We start from the raw sequence: 25,978 nt of genomic DNA on the forward strand, positions 1-25,978 counted from the left end.
GGTGATCGAGCCGGGGCCCCGGACCGCGTCCGCACAGGACTCTCGGATAGCGGCGCGGCGGCGCCGGCGGGTGTCAGGGGTTGCCGGCGACCACCCGCACGCTGAACCGTTCGAGGCGGTAGATGCGGCGGCCGTCGACCCACAGCCAGGCGGTGGCCACGGCGGTCGTCCCGCGCAACTCGAGGACCTCCATCTCGATGGTGACCAGCCGGTCGCCGGGCACGATCTGGCCGCGGTAGGTCCACCGCAGCGACTCGTCCAGGGCGGTCGACTCGAAGCGGGGGTCGGGCAGGTCGGCGCCGATGCCGCGGTCGATGAGGTACCACTGCAGCAGTTGGCACATCGCCTCGACCCCCAGCGAGCCGGGCATCACGGGGTCCTGGAAGAAGTGGGCCTTGAAGAACCACGCGCCCGGGTCGACGTCCATCTCGGCGCGGAGCCGGCCCAGGCCCGCCGGGCCGGCGTCGGGCCAGTAGCCGGTGATCCGGTCGAGCATCATCAGCATCGGTCCGGCAAGCCGGGGCCGACGGTCAGGGCGGTACAGCGGCGGCGTCGGCGAAGGGGCGCTTAGGCGTTCGCGTTCGGCGGGTGAGGCAGGCAGACCCGGTTGCGAAGCGAAGGCGGCCGTCGAGAAGTAGCCGAATACGGCGGTGCCGGTCAGTAGCGGCGCGCCGTCGGCGAAGCATTCGATCGCGAACGACTCGATGATCATCCCGTTGATGTGTGACACGGCGGTGAGTCGTGCCCTGGTGCGGATGACTCCGGTGGCCGCGGCCCGGATTTCGCGGAGCACGCGCAGGTCGCCGTCCAGGTTGCGGAACAGCAGCTCGGTGTCCATCTGGACGGGGCTACCGACGTAGCAGCCAAGCCAGCCGCAGGGTTGCAGGGCGATCTCCATCAGGACCGCGGTGGGCATCGTGGGACTGCCGTTGCCGGCGAAGTACCACGCCTCGGCGGGCACGTCGTACTCGGCCTCCACAGTGGAGCCGACTGCCATGCCCTGATATGGGCCTTCCACGGCGGTGATGCGGGTCATGAAGTGGTACGGCGGTCCCGGCAGCCTTGGTCCCCGCCGTGGCCCGACGAACGGCGTGGCCATCGGCCCGAGCCCATCGGTGGGCCGGCCCCAGGCGCAGGCCAGCAGCGACGCGTATCCGAGGCGCAGCCCGCCGACCTCGGCGACGGGTTGAGGCTCGACGTGGCCGACGAGACCGCCGAGCCGCTCCAGCGGCAGGGTTTCGGCGGTGCGCTGGACCGCCGGCGGCCCGAGGTGTCGCCAGTGCTCCAGCGGCCAGTCCGGCGTCAGTTGCACCGCACAGTCGGCGACATGCAGCGCCTTGACGCCGTCGACGGTGACCAGCACGTCGGCGATCACGGCGGGTATCGGGCCGGCCCGCACGCTGGACACGAAGACCTCGTAGACCAGGCGACGGCTGACCGGGGTGACCTGGCCACGGCAGCGCATCCGCGAGGCGCGCCCCGGCACCGGCTCGAACCGCCAGCCGTCGCGGCCGATGGTGTGTCCACTGGCCGCGAGGAAGAATGACACGGCCTGCAGGCAGCCTTCGGACATGAGTGTGCCGGGCATGCACGGATCGTTGGTGAAGTGGCCGTCGAAGTACCAGTCGTCGGGGCTGACCGAGGTCTCCGCACGCAGGTAGCCGCGACCCCAGGGGCCGCCCGTCGGGTCGAAGACGGGGACCTCGTCCAGCAGGCGCATGCGTCCGGACCCGATGCGAGGGCTGCGCACGTCGGCGCGGGTGACCTCCCAGCCCGGGCCGAAGCAGGCATCGGGCCGGCCTTCGGTGAAGGCCAGGACCGCTGCGGTGTCGAATGATCCGGCGGTACCGCGAACAGCCGGCGGATCCGGCGGCACGCCCTTGGCAGGAGCGTCCACAGTGGGCTCCCATAGCACGCCGCCGGTGTTCGCCAGCTCCTCGTCGGAGAAGAACCCGGCCTGGCCGTGGCGCACCGTCAGCACGAGTTCACCGGCGCTGCGGCAGTCGTATTCAAAAAAGAACAGCCGGGCCTTGCCGTGCACGACGTGGCCGATGATGCGGATCTCGTAGTCCAGGGTCGCACCGTGCGCGGGCGGGCTGGTGTGGAACGTGACCTCGCTGCCCAGCAGGCGGTAGACCCGCTCGCCGCGGTTGTGCAGGTCGGCGCCGAGCCAGCTGATCAGCAGGAGGTCCGCCTGGCCCGCCTCGACCAGCAGGCCAGCGGGCATACGGCCGGTGGCGTCGAGGTACCAGGCGTCGACGGTGACGTCGGTCTGGGTCCAGATCGTGCCGGTGCGCATGGAGCCGGGGACGGCGTCGATGCCGGTGACCCGGTCGGCGAGCAGCAGTGGTGGGCTGGGCATCCGAGTCTGGCGCGCATCGTCGTCCTGTACCGCGAACATCGGCCCGAACAGGTCGGAGATCCGGCCGACGGCGAGATGCTCGAGCTGCTGGCGATCAAAACGAGGACCAGGCTTCCGCGGTACCGCGGGTGCTGGTGCCGTCACGACGGACGCGCGCGGCCGGGTCAGTGTGCGCAGCGCCGCTGCCCGCGTTGCCATGAACTGGGCGTGGGCCTCGCCTTGTAGGCCAAGGTGTTCGTTGTGCGCGGCGGTGATCAGCGCCCGCCAGCTGGCGGCCACCGTAAGCGCCGTGGCCGGTTGCCGAGTCGGCGTCGGGACAAGCTCGGGTGCTCGTTCCATCACCGCGTACTCGATGGCGGGCACCGGCTCCGCAAGGCGAGCCGGCAGGTGGACGATCGCGCCGGGACGTGGCTCGGTCGGCGGCCCGAAGTACGCCGCGAGCGCGTCGACGCGAACCGCCGTGCCCGCGGCGGCGAGCTCGGCGACCACAGTGGACAGCGGCCATAGCCCTTGGTCCTGCGGTCCGTCCAACGCGACCGCCAGGTGTTCCCGGTCGCCGAGGATGCGGCGGATCCAGCCGGTGCACTGCGCGCCCGGTCCGTGTTCGACGAACACCCGGACGCCGTCGTGCCAGGCGCGCTCGATCACGGCGGGGAAGTCGACGGGCGAGATCGCCTGCTCGGTGAGCGCGTCGGCGGCCGACTCTTCGGTCGGGTGGTACGGCTCGCCGGTAGCGCCACGGTAGAAGCGGATGCCCGGCACGGCCGTCGTCGGGCGCCGATGCAGGGCGTGCCAGCGGTCCCGGACCTCGGCGACTTCCGGCGCGTGGGCGACGAGGTCGTAGTTGATCAGTGTGAAGGCGCCGGGTTCGAGCCGCTTGACGAACTCCTCGCATGCCTGCCGCTCCCCGGCGATGGTGCAGGTGCCGGGAGCGCAGATGCCCGTCAGGTGTACAGCGGGCTCGTCTTCGACCAGCTCGCGCACCCGGTCCGCGTCGGCGGCGAGGACCACGCCAGCCCAGCGTTCGCCCGCGATGCCCCGCCGCGCCCAGTACCGCCGGACGGCGCGCAGCTCGCCACCCAGCTCTCGGGTGAACAGCTCGCTGGCGCGCGCGTCGGCGGCCATCGCGGGTGCGTCGTGCCAGACGCCCAGTGCCACCAGTGCGGCCGACTCCCCCGACGAGTAGCCGATGGCCGCCTGGGGTTCGACGCCGAGCACGTCGCGGCTGATCCGGGTATGCAGCCGGGCGAGGTAGCCGACGCCGAGGATCTGGTCGAGCGCGTCCTTCGGCCGCCCGTCGCCCCGGTGGGCCCAGGCCGCCAGGTCCGCGCCGGGCATCCCGGCCAGCGGCGCGAACGCGAGCATCAGGTCGGCGCCCATGCCGGCGTAGGCGGCGGAGCCCTTGGTGTAGACGAAGGCGGTCTCACCATCCAGCGGGGCAGCGCGGAAGGCGACACCGTCCGGGCGCGCCGCGTCCTCGGTGAGCCACCGCCGGCTCGCGGCGATCTGGTCGGCCGCCGACGTGCGGGCGTCGGCGACGATGGCCAGCCGGGCCGGGCCGGCGGCGCCCTCCACACCGGCGGCGGCCGCCGCCAGGGCGCCGTCGCGGTCGGCGCCCGAGTACACCTGCACCTTGGGTGGTGCGGCCGGCGCCCACGCCGTGGCGTCGGCCGCGTGCAGCCGGATCCGGTTGGCGGCGGCGCCGAGCACCGGGGTGACGATGTCGGCGGTGGCGATGTCCGGCCGGGGCTCGGCGCGCTGCCCGCCGCGTGGTGCGCAGCGGTGGTGCAGGGCGAGTGCCGCGGCCGCCACGCCGAGCAGGCCGCGCGCCGCGTGCGGCGCGCCGAACACGTCGGCGGGGTCGAAGTCGACGGGCACCGTGGCGCGGTCGCCCACGACGAGGTCGGCCCGGGTGTCGTCGGGCGCCGGTTCGACGAGCGCGATCACCGGGTCGCCGTCGGCGCGGGCGTCGGCGAGCCGCTTGAGCACCAGCACGACGGCCGCGTCGGCCGGCTCCGCCGACAGGCCGAGCGCGGCCGCGGCCGCGCGATGCACCGGCTCGTCGGACAGGTCGACGGCGCCGACCAGCGCCGCGTCGACTTCATGGGCGCGCAGCGCCCGGACAGCCAGGATCAGGGCGGTGGTCCCGGAGGCTTCTTCGGCGCAGACGGCGAATGCCGGACCGGCGAGGTCGAGCTGGGCACCGATGCGGTTGGCGGTGATGTTCGCCATGCTGCCCAGGACGCGGGCCGAGGTCAGCCGCGGGCTGAACGTCTCCCCCGCGCCGGCGAGCCCGTGCCGTGCGGGCCAGGCGTCCAGCCGCTGCTGGGCGTGGATGCGGGCGGTTTCCGGGTCGGTGCCCATCCCGACCAGGACTGCGGTGCGCTCCGGCGGCAGCCGGAGGCCGCTCGCCGCCTCGCGCGCCGCTTCCAGGACGAGCAGTTGCTGGCCGAGCGTCTCCTCAAGGTCACGCGGCGGGAACCGCAGGCCGGTCAGGGCGACCTCGATGTCGTACCGCATCGGCTTCTGGGTCTTGCCGGTCAGGAGGGCATCGCGAAACGTGTCGACGCCCCCGGCCGCGGTCCTGGTGCCGAGCGCGACCACGGCGATCTCGTCGCGCGGCGGCGGCAGGTCGCGTGGCACCGCGATGCTGGACGTGGCCGGATCTCCGTCGAATGCCTCGACGATCAGGTGGGCGTTGTTGCCGCCGAATCCGAAGGCGCTGATCGCTGCCCGCCGACGTCCCGGCCACGGCTCGTTGGCCCGCAGCAGCCGCAGGGGGCCGGTGGACAGCTCGGCGATCGGTTCCTCGGCGCCGGCCGTGGCAGGCCGCACTCCGGTCTCGATGGCGCCAAGCAGCTTGAGGAGGCCGGCGGCGCCGGAGGCGGTGAGCAGATGGCCGACGTTCGACTTGGCGGAGCCGACGGCCAGGCCGTCGTGCCCGGCGAAGAACCGGGCGGTCGCCCTCGCCTCGACGGCGTCGCCGACCGGGGTGCCGGTGGCATGACACTCCAGCAGGGACACGGTCTTCAGACCGAAGCCCGCTTGCCGGTAGGCCGCGTGCATCGCCCGGATCTGGCCGTCCTCGGCGGGCGCGAGGAACCCGCCGGTGCGCCCGTCGTTGGACAGGCCGACCCCGCGGATGACGCCGTGGATGGGCAGACGCGCGTCGATGGCGTCGCGGAGCCGCATGAGCGCCACGATCGCCGCCCCCTCGGCGGGCACGAGACCGTCGGCCCGGCGGTGGAACGGCCGGCTGCGCCCGGTGGGGCTCAGCCCGCCCAGCGCGGCGAAGCCGAGATTGATGATGAGCCCGTCGCAGCCGGCGACGGCACCGGCGAGCATCAGGTCCGCGGTGCCGTCGTGCAGCCGGTCGCTCGCGATCTTGATGGCGTACAGCGCGGACGCGCAGGCGGCCTCCACCGTGACGGCGCCCGCGTCCAGGCCCAGTGCCCGCGCGGCGGTGTGCGCCGGCAGCCCGGAACAGAACCGCGAGCGGGCGTCCACACCCGGCATCGGGGGCACGGTGGCGAGCAGGTCGGGGCGGTCGGCCAGCCAGACCCGCTCGGCGTAGGCGGCCAGTCCGCGGCTGGGAAACCCGAGACTGCCCAGGATCAGCCCGGCTCGCGCGGGCGGCACGGCGCGGCCCGCCTCGCACAGCGCCGACCGGGCCGCATGCAAGACCCAGCGCAGAGCCGGGTCGTAGGCGACGACCTCTTCGGCGTCGATGCGGAAGCCGGAGGGGTCGAAGACGTCGTCGAAGCCGGTCACCGCCCCAGCCGTCGCGGGCCGGCCGGCGACGGCCGGGGCGCCCGGTGGCATCCGCCAGTCCTCGGGCCGCACCGTGCGCAGGCTGACCCGGCCGTGCGCGATGTTGTCCCAGAACTGGCCGGGATCCAACGCGCCGGGCAGCACACAACCGCGACCGACGATCGCGACCGGCTCGAATCCCGCGGCGTCGAACGCTGTCATGCGGGAGTGGCCGCACTGGTGCTGAGCGCGGATGGCATGTCGGGCCGGCGGATCAGGCTGACACCGAACAGCTCCACCCGCGGCGCTCCGTCCGCGTCGAGCAGGGCGATGTCGCACCGCATCTGTCCATCTGCGACGGTGCCGGCTCGGACGAGGCAGCGCAGCGGACCTGGCGCCGGACCGGTGCGGTGCACGCGCAGCGCGTCCACGCCCATCGGCAGCGTCGCGTCGCCGACCGCATAGCTCGCCCATAGCACCGCTGTTTGCAGAGCGCCGTCGACGGCGGCCGGATCCGTCCACCATGGACCCCCGGGCCAACCCGCGTCGCGCAGGCCGCGGACGTGCGCGTCGGCGCCGTCCTCGGACAGCGCGTCGAGGCTGCTCAGCGTCTGGAATGCCGGTCCGTGGAAGAGTACGGGGGCGTCGTAGACGTTGTCCGGGACGGTACCGCGGGATGCGACGAGCGCGGTCCAGGTCCTCGGTGCCGACGCCGGTTCCGGTGCGACCAGGCGGGCCCGGTAGTGCGTGCTGCCCGCCGGTGCGGTCAGTCGTAGGTCAAGCTGGTCCGGCTCGTGTGCGGCGGCCCGGCCCTCGACGGTGAAGCGGTGGCCACCGGTGGCCAGGTCCGGCAGGTCGACGCGCCTGAGCACGCGCACGTCGCGGAGATTCGTCTCCCGGTACGGAAAACGGGCCCGACCCGCGGCAGTGAGCCACTCCATCGCCATGGCCAGCGGAAGCACCGGCGCGCCGGCCGGGGCGTGATCGAGCAGATAGCCGTGGGTGCGGGCGTGCACCCAGACACCGGCGGCGAAGCTCGGGCGCGCGTCCGTTCGCCTCCCGCTTGGCATGCCGATGAGCACGTCGACGGGTTCGGGGCTCGCGTCGATCTCGGCCACGAAGGCGCGCGCGCCGACGTCCAGCGGGAGCAGCGGCACGCCGCGCCGCGCAAAGTGGGCGGCGAGCGCGTCGGTGACCATGCCGCCTTCCCAGGGCCCCAACCGATCGCGGTCACCCGGCACGCCGGGCGCCGCCGGCGTTCGGCCAACGCCAGCTGGTTGAGGGTCTCGTTGGCCATCGCGTAGTCGCTCTGTCCCGGGTTGCCGAGGCGGGCCGCGACGGAGGTGAACACGCACAACAACAGCAGCGGATCGGCCGCGGTCGCCTCCAGCAGCGCGCGGAAGCCGTCGACCTTGGTCGAGTACACGCGGTCGAACTGCTCGTCGGTCTTGTCGGCGATGCGCTTGTCCGCGAGCACCCCGGCGCCGTGCACGAGACCGGTGATCGGTCCCCATTCCGCGCGGGTCCGGTCCAGTTCCCGGCCCAGCGCCACCCGGTCGGTGACGTCGACCGCGGCGTACCGGACCGTCGACCCGGCCCGCGCCAGCCCGGCGAGGGTGGCGCGCACCTCGCGGGCCGCACGGATGGCCCGGGCCTGGGCCGCCACCTGCGCCGGGCTGGACGCCGCGTGCTCCCGGGCCAGCAGCCGGGTCAACGACGTCTCGTCCCGGGCCACGGCGAGGTATGCGGGTTCGTCGACGAGTTCGGTACGACCGATGAGCAGCATCCGGGGTTGGTGCGCGGCGGCCAGGGCAAGCAGCGCGGCGGCCGTCACACCACGGGCGCCGCCGCTGGCGACGATGACCGAGTCGCCCCTGACCGGTGACGCGGCGGCTGGCTCTGTTTCCGTTTCGGTTTCGGTCAGGATCCACCGGGTGCCGTCCGCGCGCAGGCCGACATCGAGTGTGGGGCCGCCGGTCAGCAATTCCTCCACGATCGCTGCGGCTGCCTCGGCGTCGGTACGGCCGCCGCGCTGGCAGTCGATGGCCTTCACCGCGGCGAGGGGCCATTCCAGCGCCGCGGTCCTGGCCAGTGCCGCGAGGCCGCCGAGCCAGGCGCGCTCCGGATCAGGATCCAGGCGCCCGAAGCCGCCGCCCGTGTCCTGGACGGTCACGAAGACACCGCCCCGGTCGGTCATCCCGGCGGCGACGTCCCGGGCGATCCGGAACGCGGTCCGGTGCACGTGGAACGCCTCCCGCGGGCCGGACGAAGCGAGCGTCCCGCCAAGCAGGATCACGCCCCGGGCATCGGGTCCGGGGGCATCGCGCACTACCGCGGTGATGTCGTGTGCGGCGAGGCACTCGACCACAGCGGGGGCCAGCCCGCTGCCGCCGTCGACCACGACCAGCGGCGAGCCGGTGAGGCCCGCCAAGGCAAGACCGCAGGCCGGCGCGGCGGCCGGCCGGACCTCTAATCGGCGCGCGACCTCAGTGGTGATCCGCCCGCCGTCGTCGGGTCGCGCGGGTGGTCGCGCCTCGGTGCGGTCGCTGGTGCCGTCGCCTGCCCATTGGACGATCTGGTCGAGGGTGCGCAGTTGGAACAGCTGCGCCATCTGCGGCGAGTCGGCCGACGGCATGCCCGCTACTCGTTCGCGTAACGCCGCGAAGATCTCCACCTTCTTGATCGAGTCGATCCCCAGGTCGGCTTCCAGGTCCATGGCGCCGTCGAGCATGTCGGTGGGATAGCCGGTCTTGTCCGCGACGATGTCCAGCAGCAGCCCGAGCTCGATGGGGTGCCCCGCCTCGGGGCCGGGCACCGCCACGGCCGAAGCGGCCCGCGGCGTCGGCGCCACGGGCTGGGAGGCCATGACGGGCGCCGCAGGCATGGCAGGCGCAGGAGGCACTACGGCCGGGAATGCCGTCGCGGGTAGGGGTGCCATCGCCGGCGGCGGCACCGCCAGCGGGCCGGCGAATTCGGGATCCGGTGCCTCCGGGTAGGCGCCGGACGGAGGGCCGGCGAAGGCCGCGAACGTCTGCCCGGCCATCTGCAGGAAGGTGCGATGGGCGTCACCGAGGACACGCTGGAAGTTCATGTGCGCCTCGGCGGTCTGGCGTTGCAGCTCGGCGACCGTGGCGAGCCATTGCCCGCTCGGTTCAGCGGGCGCGGGTTCGCGAGGTTCGGGCATGGCGGCAAACTCCTCAGCGACGGGGCGTTCCGGGAAAACGGGGGCCGCCATGACGGGTTGTTCCTGGGGCGCCGGGCTCGGCTTGCCGTAGCCGGTGCCGTCGATGCGTAGCGACATCCGGGGACGGTCCGCGGGCCGCGCCGGCCGTGGCGGGGCCGACCGCCAGTGCTCCGACAGGCCCGACAGGTTCATCGGCACGCCCCGGACGGCGAGCCGGGCCATGGCCTCGTGCCAGGCGGTGACCCCGTCCTTGCCTGGCTTGTCCAGGCTCACGGCGAGGTGGTCGCGGTCGCCGAGGATCTGCCCGACCAGGCCGGTGAGCACCGACCCGGCCCCCACCTCGACGAACGTGCGCACACCGTCGGCGTACATCGCCTCGATCTGGTCGTGGAACCGGACCGGCGCCGTGGCGTGTTCGGCGAGCCGGGCGCGGACAGCGTCCGAGTCGCGATCGTAGGTCCGCGCATCGGCGTTGCCGTATACGTCGATGCGCGGTGCGGCCAGCTTCAGCCCGTCAAGGAACCGGCGCAGTGGTGGCGTCACGGACGCGATCAGCGGGCTGTGGAAGGCGGCGGAGACGTCGAGGCGCCGGGAGGTGATCCCGGCCGCTGACAGGCGGGCGTGCAGCGCGTCGACCGCTTCGGTGGTGCCGGACACGACCGTCTGGCGCGGAGCGTTGAGGTTGGCCAGCCAAACGGATTCCAGCGTGTCCGTGTTCGAGGTGACCGTGTCGGCGTCGGCGGCGACCGCGAGCATCGCGCCCGGCGCCCCGTCGATCTGCGTCATCAGCTCCCCGCGGTACCGGGTCAGATACAGCAGCGTGGCGGCGTCCATGGCGCCGGCGGCGTGCAACGCGACCAGCTCGCCCAGGCTGTGCCCGGCGACGCACGCGGGCTCGATCCCGGCGGCCGTCAGCATCGCCAGCAGCGACAGGCTGTGAGCGGCGAGGGCCGGCTGCGCCCAGCGGGTCGCGGTGAGCCGGTCCGCCGCGGCGGCCCCGTCGGTCGCCGAGAACGGCCGTGGTGGGAAGACCACGTCGTGCAAGGCACCTTCCCCCAGATCCACCGCGGCGGCGGCATCCCATGCGTCCTGCGCCGGTGGGAAGGCCATAGCGACGTCACCGCCCATGCCCACGTACTGCGAGCCCTGTCCGGGGAAGAGGAACGCGACGCGTCCCGCATCCGGCTGGGCGGCCTCGCACCACACGCCGCCCGGAACGGTGAACGAACCGCCGCGCTCGAGCAGCGCGGCGGCCTGGTCGAGCTTGGCGCGCAGATCCTCCTCGTCGCGGGCCACGACCGCCAGCCGGACCGATGCGCCGGCGGCGAAGTCGTGCTGCGCGTCGCGGGCCAGGTCGGACGGTGCCGCGGCCGTCGAGCGCCCGGCGACGTCCCGGATGCGCGCCGACAGCTCGTGCGGCGAATCCGCGGCGAGCAGCACCAGCTCGCTCGCTGCGACCCTGAACCGAGGCGCCGTCCGACCCGCGGCTTCCTCCAGCGCGACGTGGAAATTGGCGCCCCCGAAGCCGAAGCTCGACACCGATGCCCGACGCGGGTGATCGTCCGGCCGGGTCCACGGCCGGGCGGCCGTGTTGAGGTAGAAAGGGCTGTCCTCGAGTCCGAGCCGGGCGTTGGGCTGCCGCACCTTGATGGTCGGCGGCAGCACCCGGTGATGCAGGGCCAGCACCGCCTTCACCAGTCCCGCGGCGCCCGCCGCCGCCTTGGTGTGGCCGATCTGCGATTTGACCGTGCCCAGCGCGCACCACCGCGGGTCCGGCCGGCCGCTCCCGGCGAACACCTGGCGCAGGGACTCGAACTCGGCGGCGTCCCCGGCCCGGGTGGCGGTGCCGTGCGCTTCGACGAGCTCCACCGTGTCGGGACCATAGCCGGCCACCGCGTACGCGCGCCGCAGCGCCCGGACCTGGCCCGGCGGCATCGGCGCGTAGATCGCGCCGCCGCGGCCGTCCGAGGAGGAGCCGACGCCCCGAATCACGGCGTAGATCCGGTCGCCGTCGCGTTCGGCGGCGTCCAGCCGCTTGAGCCCCAGCATCGCCACACCCTCGCCGAGAATGGTGCCGTCGGCGTCCTCGGCGAAAGGGCGGGCGTCGCCGGTCGGCGACAGGGCGGGGGTCTTACTGAAGCAGACGTACATCAGCGGGTTGTTGGTCGCGTCGACGCCGCCGGTGATAACCAGGTCGGCCTGCCCGAGTGACAGCTCGTTGATACCGGCGGCCACCGCGGCCAAGGAGCTGGCGCACGCGGCGTCGACGGTGCAGTTGGTGCCGTGCAGGTCAAGGCGGTTGGCGATCCGGCCGGCGACCACATTGGACAGTAGGCCGGGGAAGGTCGCCTCCTGCCACGGCACGTAGTGCGCCGCGATCCGGTCGCATACCGCCTCCGCCGCCGCCTCGTCGATACCCTGCTCCCGCAGTGCCCGCAGCCACACCGGCCGCTGGATCCGGGCGTCCATCGTGCCTACGCGGCTCAACGTGGAACTGCCGATGATGACGCTGACCCGTTCCCGGTCCAGCGGACCGGCCAGGCCCTGGTCGAGGTCCGCGAGCAGTTCGTCGGCGACCACCAGACCTAGCAGCTGGCCCGGATCCAACGCGGGCAGCGTGGCCGGCGGCAGGCCGTGGGCCAGCGGATCGAACTCGATCTCAGGCAGGAACGCGCCCCGGCGGGAATAGGTCTTGTCGGGAGCCGCGGGGTCGCGGTCGTAGAAGTCGTCCGTCGACCAGTGTGAGCCGGGCACGTCGGTGATCAGATCCCGGCCCGTGACGATGTTGCGCCAGAACTCGGCCGCGTCACGGGCGCCGGGCATCAGCGCGGCGAGGCCCACCACGGCGACGGGGACCTGACCTGTGGCTGGGCGGTCCGGCATGGGTCTTCCTCTCACGACAGCAGACGCGTCACGACAGCAGACGCGGCCGGTGGATGAACGCTTCGTCGGGCACGGCGACCCCGAAGGTGCGCAGCTGGTGCGCGCGGGTCACGGCCGCCGCGCCCTCGAGCAGGTTGAGCGCGATCTGGACGACGGTGCGGTGCTGCGGCACGGCCAGCGGGCTACCCGCCACCCAGCGGTTGAAGGCGCCGATCGCCGGGCCGCACCAAATCTGGTAGTCCGCCTGCCGGCTCGGCTCGCCGTCGATGGCCCACCGGCTGGACAGGCCGAGATACGAGCGGAACACCAGCGCCATGCGGTGGCGTGGGTCGTGCTCGGCACGGTCGGCCTCACGCGCGTCGCGCTGCTGCCAGAACCGCCGGGTCCGCACCCACGCGTCCGCGAAGGTGCTTCGTAGTACGTCCTTCTCGATGCGGTCCCGCACCGGGTCGGGGATCTCCTCCAGCGACGGATACCGCAGGTATGCGTCGTACAGCTGACCCGCCCGCGCGCCGAACAGCGTGCCCCGCCGCAGCACCTGGACCCGCACGCCGTACTCGAACATGTCCGCCGCGGGTGCCATCACGACGTCAGCCATGTCGGCCGCGGCCAGCATCGTCTTGGCCGCGTCCGACAGGCCGGCCTCGACGGCGAGCTGGTTGACGGTGCCGGTCAGCACATAGGCCGCCCCGGCGGCGAACGCGGCCGCCACCGCAACCGGGTCGCCGAGGCCGCCGGCCGCGCCGACCCGGATCGGCCGCGGGTAGCCGTGGCGGCGGGCGAGGGTGTCGCTCAGCGCCTTGATGACCGGAAGCACCACGGCCAACGGCCGGTTGTCGGTGTGACCGCCGCTGTCGGCCTCGACAGTCACGTCCTCGGCGAGCGGGACGTGTTGTGCCAGGCGGGCCTCGTCCTCGGTGATCTGCCGGCGGTCCAGCAGGACGCGCAGGATGTCGACGGGCGCCGGGGACAGGAACCGCTCGGCGACCTCCGGTCGCGAGACCTTCGCGAACAGGTGCCGGGCGCGGTCGATCCCGCCGCATCGATCGGATCGAAGCCCGGCCACCGCGCACCGCACGACGGCCGGGGTGAGCTCCATGAACGCGGATGCGGACACATTTGCCACATCGACGCGCAGCAGGAGGTCGACCACGCCATCCTCGTGCCCGGGCTCAGCGGGAGTGTGGATCAGGTTCACGCCCCAGTTCCGGACCCCGGGCAAGGTGTCGGCCAGCTCCCGGACCGCCCGTTCGATCGCCGGCAGCCCCAGTCCGGCGGCCCCGAAGAAGCCAAGCATCTCCGCGCGCGCCATCGCAGCGACCAGCGCGGTGGTCGCGATGCCGTTGGCCATCTCACCGGCGACGTACGGGAACCGGACGCCGTGCACCCGGGTGAAGGACCGGTCACCCAGCCATTCCGGATACATCGGCGGCAGCGTGCCGAGCAGCTCGTAGCCGGCACCGGCCGCCGCGACGGTGCCGTGCAGGCCCACCCCGGGCTCATATCCGGCCGCGCCACGGATGATGTGCAGCGGCTGCCGGACCTGCCAGGCGCTCGCGGCGATGTCGGCCGCCGAGAAGGCCGCCGGGTGCCGGCCGGGCAGCCAGCGCGGCACGGGCGCCTCCGCGGTCAGGCTGGGCATGCCGGCAGCACGCCCGAAGCGGGATCCATCCAAACGACACTTCCATGAGTGGGCGCGAATGTTGCCGGCCGGCTGCCACCCACGGTAACGCAGCCGGCAGAACGTGAGGTGTCCGAAAAACGCAGCAACGTTCGCCGGGGTATGGAAACGAGACGAGATCTGTCTCGAAGGCGCATCCGGCGCGCCATTCGCTTCGGCCGGTCGGTGACCCCGCAGTCGCCCCTGACCACAAAGGTCACGACATCACCGGCACGACCACGGCTGGTACTCCGAACCTTGCGAGCGGTGCACGGTGATCGCGTACGCGTGCTGCAGTTCGTCGAGTTCGTCGAAGTCGTACGCGATCTCCTCGTCCTCGTCGGTGCGGACCGTGAGCTGCCGGTCCTCGCCGGACAGGGCGGTGACCATGCCGACGGTGCCGTTGAAGACCCCGTTGGCGCCCTTGTCGTAGTTGTTGCGGATCTGGATGACCTTGTCGCCGATCCGGAACACCCGGGCGCCGTGCCGCCGCTCCGGCGCGCCCTCCCGGTGCGGAGAGATCGCCTGCTGAAGGGCCAGGTTCAGGTTGCCGGCGCCGGCCGGCCCGCGGTGCATCGGGGTGAGCACCTGGATGTCGCGCGGCCGGATGCCGAACTTGCGCGGGATGCGCCGGGCAACCACGTCCACCACGAGGTCCGCGGTCGCCTCCGGCTCGTCGACCGGGAAGTGGAAGAAGTCCGGGTACGCCGCAAGGTGCGGCGGCTGGCCGGCGTTGATCCGGTGCGCGTTGACCACCACCCCGGACTCCTGCGCCTGCCGGAAGATCTTCGTCAGCCGCACCCGCGGGATCCGCTCGGCGGCCAGCACGTCGCGCAGCACCTCCCCCGCGCCCACCGAAGGCAACTGGTCCACATCGCCGACCAGCAACAGGTGCCCGCCCCGCGGCGCCGCCTTGACCAGCTTGTTGGCCAGGATCAGGTCCAGCATGGACGCCTCGTCCACCACGATCAGGTCCGCGTCGATCGGGTTGTCCCGGTCGTGTACCGGGTCGCCGCCGGGACGCAGCTGAAGCAGCCGGTGCACGGTCGCCGCCGGGTGGCCGGTCAGCTCGGTCATCCGCTTCGCGGCCCGGCCGGTCGGCGCGGCCAGCACGATCTTCGCCCGCTTCGCCGCCGCCAGGCTGACGATCGATTTCACGGTGACCGACTTGCCGCAGCCCGGCCCGCCGGTCAACACCGCCACCTTCGAGGTCAACGCGAGGCGTACCGCCTGCTCCTGCTCCGGCGCGAGGTCCGCGCCCGTGCGGGCGCGCAACCACGCCCGGGCCTTGCCCCAGTCGACGCCGGCGAACGCCGGCATCCGATCCTCGCGGCCGTCGAGCAGCCGCAGCAGACTCGCCGCGAGGCTCGCCTCCGCCCGGTCAAAACGGCACCAGGTACACCGCCGGGATCGTCCCGCCCTCCGTGCTGGGGTTGGGCACGGCGTGGCACACCACGCCTTCCTCGCCGGCCAACTCCGAAAGGCACCCCCGCACCAAATCCAGCGGTACCCCCAAGATTTCGGCGGCGTCCACGAGCAGGTTCGGCTCTGGCAGGTAGCAGTGCCCGTTCTCAGCCGCCTCCGACAAGGTGTACTGGATACCGGCCCGCACCCGTTGCGGGCTGTCGTGCGGGATGCCCACCGCCTGGGCGATCGTGTCGGCGGTCTTGAACCCGATCCCCCACACGTCCGACGCCAGCCGGTACGGCTCGTTGCGGACCACCGACGCCCTGCAAGAAGACCATCACCTCCTTGATGGCCTTCTGCTCCTCCCAGGCCTCCGCGATCATCCTGGTGCGCTTCGGCCCGAGACCCGGCACCTCCACCAACCGGCCCGAGTCCAGCTCAAGCACGGCCAGACGTTCGCCGCCCGGATCGACACCGCGGCGCTGGCGGACGGCGCCCCGCACGAGGCCGAGCTGCGCGAGGTCATGAACGAACTCCGCCCGGCCTCCGCCCAACGCTGCTGACGCGGCGCCGGCTCGAACCCTTGACAGGTCTCAAGATTCGCTCAAGAAGGGGATGGATGCTACCGACCAATGTGGTCGGTTGACAGTATCCGTGGATTACGTGCGGCTCGAACGAACATCACGATCGGCGAGTGATGAGAGGCGGACGATGACCGGCGGGCGGGTGCTGTTCGGACGATCGCACGAGCTGTCGGCGATCGAAGATCTCCTGGCCGGTGCCCGGTCCGGTCGCGGCGACGCCCTCCTGGTCAGCGGAGACGCGGGGACCGGCAAGTCCGCCCTCCTCGACCACGCCCGGTCGATCGCCGCGATGCGCACCCTCTCCGCCACCGGGGTCGAGTCGGAGTCCCAGCTGCCCTTCGCAGCCGCGCACATGCTCCTGCGGGCGACGTTCGGCCACATCGACGCGCTGCCCGCCCTGCAGGCCGACGGGATCAGGGCCGCGTTCGGGCTCGGCCCGCCAGCCGGCGGCGACCGCTTTCTCGTTGGGCTCGCGGGGCTCGCCCTGGTGTCGGAGTACGCCGGTGGCGAGCCGCTGCTGTGCCTGGTGGACGACGCGCAGTGGCTCGACCAGGCATCGGCCGACATGGTGCATTTCATGATCCGGAGACTCGGCGCCGAGGGCATCGCGCTGATCGTCGCCACCCGGGAGGGCGAGGGCGCGTTCACGGTGCCCGGCCTTCCGGAACTGCGGCTGGGCGGCCTCGCCGCCTGCGACGCCGCCCGCCTGCTGGGCACGGTGGCCGGCGAGCTGCCCGCCGGCGTACGCGACCGCATCATCCAGGAGACCGGCGGCAACCCGCTCGCGTTGATCGAGGTGGCCGCCCAGCTCGATCCGGAGCAGCGGGCCGGCCGGATCATTCCGCTGGCCCTGCACGTCGCGGCCGGCTCGTACCAGCCCGGGCGGATCCAAGCGGCGTTCTGGCACCGGATCCGCCGGCTGCCCGACCGCACCCGGACGCTGCTCCTCGTGGCCGCCGCCGACGACACGGGCGACCTGGGCGTCGTGTTGCGCGCGGCGCACCGGCTCGGGGCGACGCTGCCCGATCTGGCGGCCGCCGAGCAGGACGGCCTCGTCGAGGTCGCCGGATCGGTGCTGGCCTTCCGACACCCGCTGGTCCGCACGGCGGCCTACCGATGCGCGCCAGCGGCGCAGCGGGTGGCCGCGCATCAGGCCCTCGCGGCGGTGTACACGGACGCGGCGCACACCGACCGGCGGGCCTGGCACCGTGCCGTCGCCGCGCTGGAACCCGATGCGGACGTGGCGGCGGACCTGGAGGTCGCCGCCGAGCTGGCCGCCGTCCGCGGCGGGCACGCGGAGGCGTCCGCCGCATACGAGCGGGCCGCGGAGCTGACCGACGACCCAGGAACACGGTTCCGCCTCCTCGCCGCCGCTGCGGAGGCGGCCCACCAGGCGGGCCGGCTGGCGCAGGTGATCACGCTGGCCGGCCGTGCCCAGGGCCTCGCCGACGACCCGGCGGCGCTCACGCACTTGGCGCGCCTTCGCGCGAACGCGGAGTTCGAGCGGGTCTCCCCCCGCCAGGCCTGCCTGACGCTGCTCGCCTGCGCCTCGCTGGTGGCCGACCGCGATCCGCCGGCGGCCCTACCGCTGCTCGTGGAGGCGGCGTGGCGGGCGTGGTACGCCGGTGACGGAGCCCTGGCCGCGGACGCCACCCGCCGGCTGGAGCGCCTGGAAGTATCGCCACGGCCGAACCTCCCCGTGAGGGTGGACCTCGCCCGGTTGACCGCGGGTGACGAGGCGAGCGCCCTTCTGTGCGTCCTGGCCGGTGACGAGGACACCGGCTGGACGCTGGCCACTGCCCTCGTCACGGAGCTGCGTGACGGCGGGAAGATCGGCCGGCTGCCGCTCGCACTGGCCGCGCTCGCCATAGCCGAGCTGTTCCGCGGCGAGCACCCCGGTGCGTCGGTCGCCGCCGCCGAATGCGTGCGGCTGGCCGCGGACACCGGCCAGCCGCGCCGCGGAGCGCTCGGCACCGCGGTTCTCGCGCTGCTCGCCGCGATCGGTGGCCACGAGAAGCGGTGTGCCGTGCTGGCCGAGGAAGTGGTGGGGCACGCGTCCGCCCACGGCATCGGCTCGGTCGCCGCGCTCGGCATCTGGGCCGCCGGCCTGCTCGACCTGGGCCTCGGCCGGTACGCCGAAGCGCTGCGCCGGCTCGGGGGCTGCCCGCCGACGCGTTCGCCCCGTTCCTGCCCGCCCTGGTAGCGCCCGACCTGGTCGAGGCGGCGGTCCGCGCCGGCCGGCCGGAGCTCGCCCAGGAACCACTCGGGCGGTTCGCGGAGTGGTCGGCCCAGACGCGTCGGCCCTGGGCCGACGCCGTCCTGCTGCGCTGCCGCGCCCTCGCCGGCGAGGGCGCGGCGGCCGAGGAGCAGTACCGGGCCGCGGTGGCGCAGCATGCAGAGGGCGGCCGGCCGTTCGAGCGGGCGCGCACGGAGCTGCTCTTCGGCGAGTGGCTGCGCCGGGCCCGCCGGCGCGCGGAGGCACGGACCCACCTGCACGCCGCCCTGCAGGTCTTCGACCGGACCGGCGCGCGCCCGTGGGCCGTCCGAGCCCGGATGGAGCTGGCCGCCACCGGCGAGTCGGCGGGGCCAGCGCCGGTGGACCGCGGGGCCGCGCCCGGCCTGACCCCCAGGAGCTGCAGATCGTCCGGCTGGCCGCGCGGCACCTGACGAACCGCGAGATCGCCGTTCAGCTGTTCCTGAGCCGGCGCACCGTCGAGTTCCACCTGTGCCGCGCCTACCGGAAGCTCGGCGTATCCGCACGGGGCGAACTCGAGGACGCCATGATCAGGGCGTCCCTCACGTCGTAGGGACGCCCTGATCATGACGAGGGCCTACTTGCAGTAGCCTCCCGGGCCGTACAGGCCGGCGGTGAACCAGCCCCAGTAGTAGTACTGCATCCAGACGCATCGCTTCATCCGGGCCGCGATCGTCGCCAGTTGGGTCATGACCCACGCGAACCGGGCGGCGGCTTCCCAACTGTCACGCACCCACCAGATGGGCGTGGCCCACCAAAAGTTCTCGAGAACCTGGTACAAGGCGTCCCAGCGGTCCCGCAGATCCTTCGTCTCCCGGCGGTTGTACAGAACCCTCAGGGCATAGGGAACGAACCACTTCTTCTTCCACTCCCGCTTCCGCAGGCCGCTGAGATCCTGTTTGGCCAGCGGGTCCTGGCCCGAGTAGTCGTAGGCGTTGGCGTCGGCGGCGGGGACCGGGTCCACCTGGAGGAACCGGCCCAGGCTCGGCGCGTACAGCCGAGCGCCCATCAGGATCGCCCCGCTCGGGGTCTCGGCCGACCGGTCGAACCCGCCGAGCCAGCCGTAGCGGGTCGCCGTCTGCCCGGCGCGCGGGTTGCCGAACTCGTCGAAGCCGTACACCGACGCGGCGGCGGTGGCCACGGTGTACTGGATGGTCACGTCGCCATGCAGATCGGTGAGCAGCAGGACCGTGCCACCCGTCGCACCGGTGGCCGCCGCCGTCTGCCCCTCCGGACCAGCGACGAGGCGCGACACGGTCCCGCTCGCGCTGTCGGTGGTCCAGGTCGGGCTGTCGCTATTGGCCGCGTAGTGGTTGACCTTGGTGCCGGTCGCCTGCCACGCCCCGTTGGCGTCCTTCGCCTCCGTGGTCCACGCCCCGAGCCGGCCCGCCGCCTCCAGCGTCCAGGTCTGGCGGGTCGACCCGACGGTCTGCCGCTGCACCATGTCGTTGACGAAGTACTCGAGCGTGGTGTTCGGCGCGGCCGTGGTACGGCCGAAGGCGTCGTAGGCGTATCCCGCGTCAACCAGCCGGTCGGCGCTGTCATAGGTGTGCGACGTCACCGTGCCGCCGCTCGGGCAGGCGGCGCCCGCCGCCGCCGTCGCGGTGGCCGACGCCGTGCGGTTGGCGTCGAGGTCGTAGGCGTAGGACCGGGTCGTGCAGACCGTGCTCCGGGTGTCCTGCGCGCTGGTCAGCCGCCCGGCCGCGTCGTAGCGGTACTCCAGATCCGCGGACGTCGACGAGGTGGCGGTCCGGCTGCCCCACTGGTTGTGGACGGTCCGGTCGACCCAGTCGTAGAACAGCACCGCACCGCTCGACGAGCGGTACTCGCGCTCGACCGGGTTGCCGGCCTCGTCGCGGTACTCGTTGAGAGTCACCCCACCGGGCATCGTCTGCCGGTTGAGCTCGCCGTCGGAGTCGTAGGTCGCGGTGAAGGTGCCAGCCACCGAGTCGGTCACCGACACCGGCATGCCGCGCGGCTCCACGTGCGGGTCGTAGCTGTAGGTGGTGCTCGAGGGGACGTTGTTCGAGACCGTGACCGGCCGGTCGAGAGCGTCGTACGCGGTCGTCGTCGTGCCGCCCGCGCCGTCGCCATAGCTGATCAGCCGGCCCAGCGCGTCGTAGGCGTAGCTGGTCGTCGCGCCGCTAGCCGATACCGATGCGATCCGCCCGTTGCTGGTGTTGTAGGTCTGGGTGCGGGACGACACCGCGGCGCCGGCCCCAGTGACCGCGGACGAGGCCAGCCGCCCGGCGGCGTCGTAGCCGGGCGTCGTCGTCCGGGTCACCGCCCCTGAGACCTCCGTGACCTTCGTGACGGTGCCGTCCCGGCCGTACTCCGTCGTCCGGGTCGGCGCGGTCGTGGGGTTGGTCCCACCGCCGGTGATCGCGCCGCCGGGCGCCACCTGGCAGACCAGGTCGGCCCACTCCGGCCGGCCCGCGCACGTCCCCGAGCCGGTGGCCGACCAGTACGTGGTCGTGGTGGTGGTGACGGCGTCCGACCCGCTGGATTTCGGCAGCGTGCTCTTGACGACCCGTCCTTGGCTGTCATACGCGGTCGTTGTGGTGATCGCCAGCCCGCCCGGGTCGGTCACCTTGGCCGTCGCCCGCCCGGTCGTCCAGTCGTACGCCGTGGCCGTGACCCGGATGTCGCCGTCCGTCGTGTACCCGGGCACGGCGGCGCCCGTGGCGGTCTGCGTGACCAGACCGCTGACCTTGGCGCTGCCGTCGGTCGGCCGCCCGCCGTCGTAGGTGTAGACGCTGTGCTGCCGAGCCGGCACCCAGGCACCCGGCGACAGGTACGGCTTGCCTTCGGTGTCGAGGCCGTCGGCGAGGGCGACCATATGCAGCGGGCCGTACTGCTCCAGTTGCCGTACCCCGTCCGCGCTGTACACAGAGGTCGTGGCGAGCACCGCGGCCCGCTGCGCCGGGGTGCTGCTGGTCAGGCCGAGCGTCGCGAGGCGCGACTCGTCGCCCGAGGTGCTGATCGCGAGTTCCCGGTTGCTCGCCGACAGCTGCCAGACGGCGTTGCCGAACTGGTCGTAGTTGACGGCCGAGAGATGGCCGCCGGGAGTGGCGGTGTTCACCTCGCGGCCCACCGCGTCCAGGTAGGTGACCGTCGAGTACCAGTAGTCCGTGGGGTACATGCTGGCGTCGGAGCCGGTGTGGGAGGCGGGCAGTTCGCCGGAGGCGAAGACCGCGGTCCCGTCCGTCGGCGCGTCGGCCTGCCCCCAGGCCGCCACGTCCGTGCCGGACAGGGCGTACGGCGCGGTGCTGCCCGAGAGCGGTACCCCGTAGACCATCCAGGTGGACGAGGTGCCACCGTCTGTTGTGGACGCGCTGCCCTGGGCGAGGGTCGGCCGCGACGCGGTCAGCAGCATCCCGTCACCCGCGAATGCGGTGCCGCCCGCAGTGCCGTAGGTGAACGTCCACGGCAGCTCGCCGGGCGGGGTCAGCCCGACGATCCGGCCGGTGCTGTCGTAGGCGTACCCGGTCCGGAGCGCCGGGCTGATCCGCGGGTCCCAGGACTGCACCAGCCGGCCCGCGGTGTCGTACGCGTAGGCCGCCACCGCGACCGAGGTCGACGCCGTGGCGCCGGGCGTGGTCGCCCACTGCAGGATCTGCTTGACCCGCCCGGTGTAGTCGCCCGGTGCGCTGCTGGTCGCGGTGGTCGCCGTGGCGTACACGTACTGGAGCACCCGGCAGCCACGCGTCTGCGGCGCCGTCTGGCACGTGGCCGCGGCGACGGCGACGGTCGGGCTGATGATCATCGTGGGTCGGGCGAGTGTGGTGGACCCGCTGGTCACCGCCTCGGACACCACCTTGGTGGTGGAGTTCTCGGTCGGCAGGTAGGTGGTCGAGACCTGCCACGCCGTGTCGGTCGACGACGTCTTCACGAACGTCGTGCTGGCACCGTCGGTGTCGGTGAGGATGAACGACCCGGTCAGCGAGCCGGTCAGCGTGAGGTCGTCCGACCCGGGCTGGGACGCCCACCCGCCGCTGGTTGTGGCGGTGAAGTCCACCCAACCGCCGTCGAGGCGCATGACCTGCACGGAGGTGGTCGACGTCGGCCGGAGGCCGGTGTAGGGCGACTGGGTCTGGGCGACCATTACCCCGCTGGCCCACTGCGGGCCGAAGATCGGCACCTGCCCGTCCTGGCTGGCGCCGAGCGTCGGGCGGCGCGAGGAGGCGGTGCGGTTCACCGTCGCCCCGAAGAACGAGACATCGGTGGCCGCCAGGGCGTAGTCGCCGGTCAGCAGGTTGACCGAGCCGGGGCCGACGCTCGTGCTGGACGCCGAGCCGGCGTTGCGGTCAACGAGGACGTCCACCGACGACGAGGACAGCGTGCCGGCCGTGCCGCTGTAGACGACCCGGACTGAGACGGTCCCGTCCGCGGCGAGGGTGCCGGTGGCGTTCCACGTGAGGGGGTGGAGAGGCCGTTGGTGACGGCGACGGGCCAGGTCACGGTCGTCCCCGTCGCGACCGTCGCGACATTGGCCGCCGGGATGTCCTTCCAGGTGTCGGCCTCGCCCCGCCGGTACTGGAACGTGGCACCGGTGTAGCCGGTCGTGCCGGTCGCGGCCAGCCTGACACGGCGCGCCGTGGTGTCGCCGTCCTCGGGACTGGTCACCGCCACGCTGTCGACCGCGGCGGCGGTGAGATAGGCCGGCGCGGCCGGGTACACCGCGGGCGCGAGCGCCGTGGGCTTGCCGACGACCACCCGCACCCGGCCCGACCACGGCGAGCTCGTGTGCTTGTCGCGCAACCGGGCACGGAAGGAGTACGTCGTGCCCGCGCGGAGGGCGGCTAGGCCGAAGTCCTTCGGGGTCGCGGTCACAGAGGCGCCCGGCTCGGCGCGCTTGGCGACCCGCTTGACGCGGGTGTCGCCGCGGTACAGCTCGAACTCTGCCCGAAGGCCCTCGCTGGCGGGCACAGTGGCGACGGCGCTGAAGAACGGATTGGCGCTCGCGGCACGGCGCGGCGAGCCCGGCGCCGCCGGGCTGACGTCGACCCGCGGCGCGGCGAGCGGCGGGGCGTAGCGGGCCGTGATCCTGGCGGAACCGATCCGCTTCCAGCCCGCGGGCCCCCGCAGCGCCGTGGCCCCGCCGGGCCGCGCCACGAGCGTCAGCGTGCCGTCCGGCTGCGCCCACGCCTGCGGCGCGGCCTGTTCGCCGTCCGCCACCTGAATGGGGCGCTGCTGGAGGCGGGCGGTGAGCAGCGCGGACTCCAGGTCCGCCGCCACCGCCGGGCCGAGCCGCGCGCCCTCCTCGGGAGAAACGGTGAACGTAAACCGGGCCGCCTCCGCGCTCTGCGCGAACGGACCCAGCGTGACCACCAGCACAAACGACATTCCCAGAGTTAGCGCCTTGCCGAGGAACTTCACTTTTCCTCCATCGCCGAGGCCCGGATCAGGCCGTCATTGAAGCACGCCAATAAGCGATGGAAGATGCCGGATTTCCGCACTACCTAACCAATCAGCAACCCCTACCTAATCCCGCGTTGATCAGGGGACTCGTCCTGCGTGTCGTCGGCGCACCGCCGGAGAAAGTCCCTGATCAGCGTCCTCCGCCCTTGCATCCGGCCCACGGCCGTCCACTTTGGCCTATGGAACAGTCGTCGCCGGCGGCCCGCCCGCGCGCCGCACGCGCCCGGGTCGGTGTACATGCCGGCGTAGCAGGCGGCCAGGACCGGCCCTGGGGTGGCGAGCAGTTGGTCCCGGACGGCCGAAGGCAGGGACCCGAGCTGGTCGTGGGCCGCGGCGCCGCCGGCCCGCAGCCGCGCCAGGCGTACGTCGAAGCCGCGCTCCTCCTCCGCGTCGGCGCCGTAGGCCGGGTCGATCACGACGAGCGCCGTGACCACGTTGGGATGCTCGACCGCGAGGGCGGTCACCACCTGTGCACCCATCGAGTGGCCGACGGCCACCACTGGTCCAGTGTGGAGCCCGGCCAGAGCCGAGCCAGGTCGACCGGCCGGTACCCGCCCTCGGGCGCAGACGACCGGCCGTGGCCGCGCAGGTCGACGGCGATGACGCGGTGCCCGGCGAACGGGATCGGCTCCCATACGCGCGAGTCCCCGCCCCATCCGTGGACGAGCAGCAGGGCCGCTGACCCGGCGCCCGCGACCCGGCAGTTCAGCCGGACCTCGTCCAAGTCGGCGTACGGCACGCCAGCCTGCGGCACATCCACGTGACCGACGGCCTGCAAGACTGACCGCCATCCCGTCTGGCTTGGCCACGAGTCGCGTAGCGCCCAACTGCGTGGGCCAGAGAAGGGGTGCCGTGGGATCGGCTCTGCTCAAGCTCCCGATAGGCGATGGGAGCAACGAATATATCGAGATCGAGGTCGACCGCCGAGATCTTGGACAGAACCCAGGCAACCTTCAGCATCACCATCACTTGGCGAAAGCCAGCCGCCCCCCAGACGTCGTAGACCGGTTACGGGCCTTGCCCGCACGCAGTGTCCCAGGCAAGGTGTCGGCGCTCACGGAATCCGGATACCCCCGGGCCTTGCTTGAGCCGTATGCCGCGACGAGTGGCACGTACGGATCTGAGGGGCCCCGATGCAGCAATACACCGGGGCCCCGACTGCGTCTAATCTTGGTGTCGGCGTACAGGCTAATGTGCACAACGACGTACGACCCTTGCCCGTAGGCGCCTGTGTAGATGAGTTCGTACGCCGACACTTGGCCGGTCGGTGGATCGTAGACTCAATGTCCGCCACCAGATTTGCGCCGCGTATGCGTTCGGCAGGCGTATCCGGACCGCCACCCCGCCGGTGCTGACCCGAACCACCTGGCGGACCGGTGGTTCGCGAATCCCTTCTCGGACCAATTCGGCGCGGCGCTCGGGCGCTGGGGCGTGGCGGTCCAGGCAACGGCCTACGCGGTCGAGCCCGAGCAAGCCGTCGTGCCAGCGCACGCCAACAGGGCGGCCACGGTGAGGGACGACAGGGACCGTGGCAGCGTACGCGTCACGCTGAGCCCTTCAGTGCGTTGGCGGTTTCGATGAGGACGTCGTCCAGGAGAGTCGGCTTGAGGTCGAAAGTCCGCGTGGCCAGCGAAGCGTCCAGAACGGCGGGCCGCTGGTAGAGATACTGCATCTCCGGAACTTCCCCAAGGATCGGATCGGCGAGGGCCAGGTTGTGTAGATCGAGCGGTGACATGTTGACCAGGTCGGGGACGGGGGAGCCCGTCACTTCCGCGAACCGAACCGCCACCTCGCGCACCGAGCCGTCGGAAATGGACGGCACATGCCACGCTTGTCCCCAGGTCCGCTCGTCCCGACTGAGCGCGACAAGCAGGCGGGCGACGTCACCGGGATAGGCCCAACTGTGCGGCGCGTCCAGATCCGCCGGAATGTGGACCGGTTGGCCGGCCAGCACGGCTGGCGCGACCATCAGGTTGAACATCGACACCGATCCAGGGCCGATGAAGTCGCCCGGTCGCACCTCGGCGTACCGGATCCGTCCCTGTTCGTGGAGGGTGATGGCGTCGTGCCACATCCGCGCCCGGACCCGACCCTTGATGGTGGTCGGCGATAGGGGAAGGTTCTCGGTGATCGGACCGGCGACGGGACCGTACCCGTATATGTTGCTCAGGTTGAGGTAACGCGCGCCGCTGTATTCGGCGGCGGCCAGCAGCGCGGCAGCGAGCGGCGGAGTCTCGATCGGCAGCCGGTTGTAGGCGGGCGAAGCGCAGTTGATGAGCGTGGCCGCGCCCTGCGCCAACTCGGTGAGGACAGCGGCGTCGCTGGCGTCCGCGGTGATCCGTTCGATCAGCGGATGCTCCGGCCCGCCGCCACGTCGGCTGAGCATCCGAATGCGGTCACCGGACTCGGCGAGCAGGCGAGCGGTGGCCGTGGCGGAGTGGTTGGCTCCCACGACAATGTGAAGTGACATCAA

General features: G+C 72.7%; 12 protein-coding genes and 1 pseudogene. 3 read left to right on the forward strand and 10 right to left on the reverse strand.

Going from position 1 to position 25,978, the window contains the following annotated elements:
* Window positions 1-73: 73 nt before the first annotated feature.
* From Prum_RS04955 to recD2, 5 genes and pseudogenes are all read right to left on the reverse strand, one after another.
* Window positions 74-6,334, reverse strand: coding sequence for a beta-ketoacyl synthase N-terminal-like domain-containing protein (locus tag Prum_RS04955; RefSeq protein ID WP_173074358.1), 6,261 nt, complete (start codon window positions 6,332-6,334; stop codon window positions 74-76).
* Window positions 6,331-6,990 (reverse strand): polyketide synthase dehydratase domain-containing protein, encoded by a 660-nt coding sequence (locus Prum_RS49245; RefSeq protein WP_218577846.1) that lies wholly within the window; start codon window positions 6,988-6,990, stop codon window positions 6,331-6,333. The genes Prum_RS04955 and Prum_RS49245 overlap by 4 nt, the downstream gene beginning before the upstream one ends.
* Window positions 6,879-12,179 (reverse strand): type I polyketide synthase, encoded by a 5,301-nt coding sequence (locus tag Prum_RS04960; protein ID WP_218577061.1) that lies wholly within the window; start codon window positions 12,177-12,179, stop codon window positions 6,879-6,881. Before Prum_RS04960 ends, Prum_RS49245 begins: the two co-directional genes overlap by 112 nt.
* Before the next feature lie 28 nt (window positions 12,180-12,207).
* Window positions 12,208-13,821 carry a PfaD family polyunsaturated fatty acid/polyketide biosynthesis protein gene (locus Prum_RS04965; RefSeq protein ID WP_173074360.1) on the reverse strand — a complete coding sequence of 538 codons (1,614 nt, stop codon included), beginning with the start codon at window positions 13,819-13,821 and terminating at the stop codon, window positions 12,208-12,210.
* Between the two features lie 264 nt (window positions 13,822-14,085).
* A pseudogene (gene recD2, locus Prum_RS04970) lies at window positions 14,086-15,755 on the reverse strand (SF1B family DNA helicase RecD2); the annotation flags it as partial.
* Window positions 15,756-15,957: 202 nt separating this feature from the next.
* On the opposite strand from recD2, the gene Prum_RS04975 reads away from it, so the two are divergent.
* The 3 genes from Prum_RS04975 (at window position 15,958) to Prum_RS54890 (ending at window position 18,637) form a co-directional block, all read left to right on the forward strand.
* Window positions 15,958-18,033, forward strand: a complete 2,076-nt coding sequence (locus Prum_RS04975; RefSeq protein WP_218577062.1) for an ATP-binding protein — start codon at window positions 15,958-15,960, stop codon at window positions 18,031-18,033.
* Window positions 18,034-18,212: 179 nt separating this feature from the next.
* Window positions 18,213-18,497: a hypothetical protein gene (locus tag Prum_RS50885; RefSeq protein ID WP_246277649.1), complete on the forward strand. Its 285-nt coding sequence runs from the start codon at window positions 18,213-18,215 to the stop codon at window positions 18,495-18,497.
* Between the two features lie 11 nt (window positions 18,498-18,508).
* Entirely contained in the window at window positions 18,509-18,637 is a 129-nt protein-coding gene (locus Prum_RS54890) for a LuxR C-terminal-related transcriptional regulator (RefSeq protein ID WP_371871353.1), read from the forward strand.
* Window positions 18,638-18,661: 24 nt separating this feature from the next.
* On the opposite strand, the gene Prum_RS04980 is transcribed toward Prum_RS54890, so the two are convergent.
* The 5 genes from Prum_RS04980 to Prum_RS04995 form a co-directional block, all read right to left on the reverse strand.
* A complete protein-coding gene (locus tag Prum_RS04980; RefSeq protein WP_173074362.1) occupies window positions 18,662-22,408 on the reverse strand; it encodes an RHS repeat domain-containing protein in 3,747 nt (1,248 codons plus the stop codon).
* Window positions 22,333-23,463: a hypothetical protein gene (locus Prum_RS04985; RefSeq protein ID WP_173074364.1), complete on the reverse strand. Its 1,131-nt coding sequence runs from the start codon at window positions 23,461-23,463 to the stop codon at window positions 22,333-22,335. The genes Prum_RS04980 and Prum_RS04985 overlap by 76 nt, the downstream gene beginning before the upstream one ends.
* A 101-nt stretch (window positions 23,464-23,564) precedes the next feature.
* Window positions 23,565-24,005, reverse strand: coding sequence for an alpha/beta hydrolase (locus Prum_RS49255; RefSeq protein WP_218577065.1), 441 nt, complete (start codon window positions 24,003-24,005; stop codon window positions 23,565-23,567).
* On the reverse strand, window positions 23,966-24,265 hold the full coding sequence (locus tag Prum_RS04990; protein WP_218577066.1) for an alpha/beta fold hydrolase: 300 nt from the start codon (window positions 24,263-24,265) through the stop codon (window positions 23,966-23,968). Before Prum_RS04990 ends, Prum_RS49255 begins: the two co-directional genes overlap by 40 nt.
* Window positions 24,266-25,048: 783 nt before the next feature.
* Window positions 25,049-25,975, reverse strand: coding sequence for an NAD-dependent epimerase/dehydratase family protein (locus Prum_RS04995; RefSeq protein ID WP_173074366.1), 927 nt, complete (start codon window positions 25,973-25,975; stop codon window positions 25,049-25,051).
* Window positions 25,976-25,978 lie beyond the last annotated feature (3 nt).

This window comes from Phytohabitans rumicis, from assembly GCF_011764445.1.
GTDB lineage: Bacteria > Actinomycetota > Actinomycetes > Mycobacteriales > Micromonosporaceae > Phytohabitans > Phytohabitans rumicis.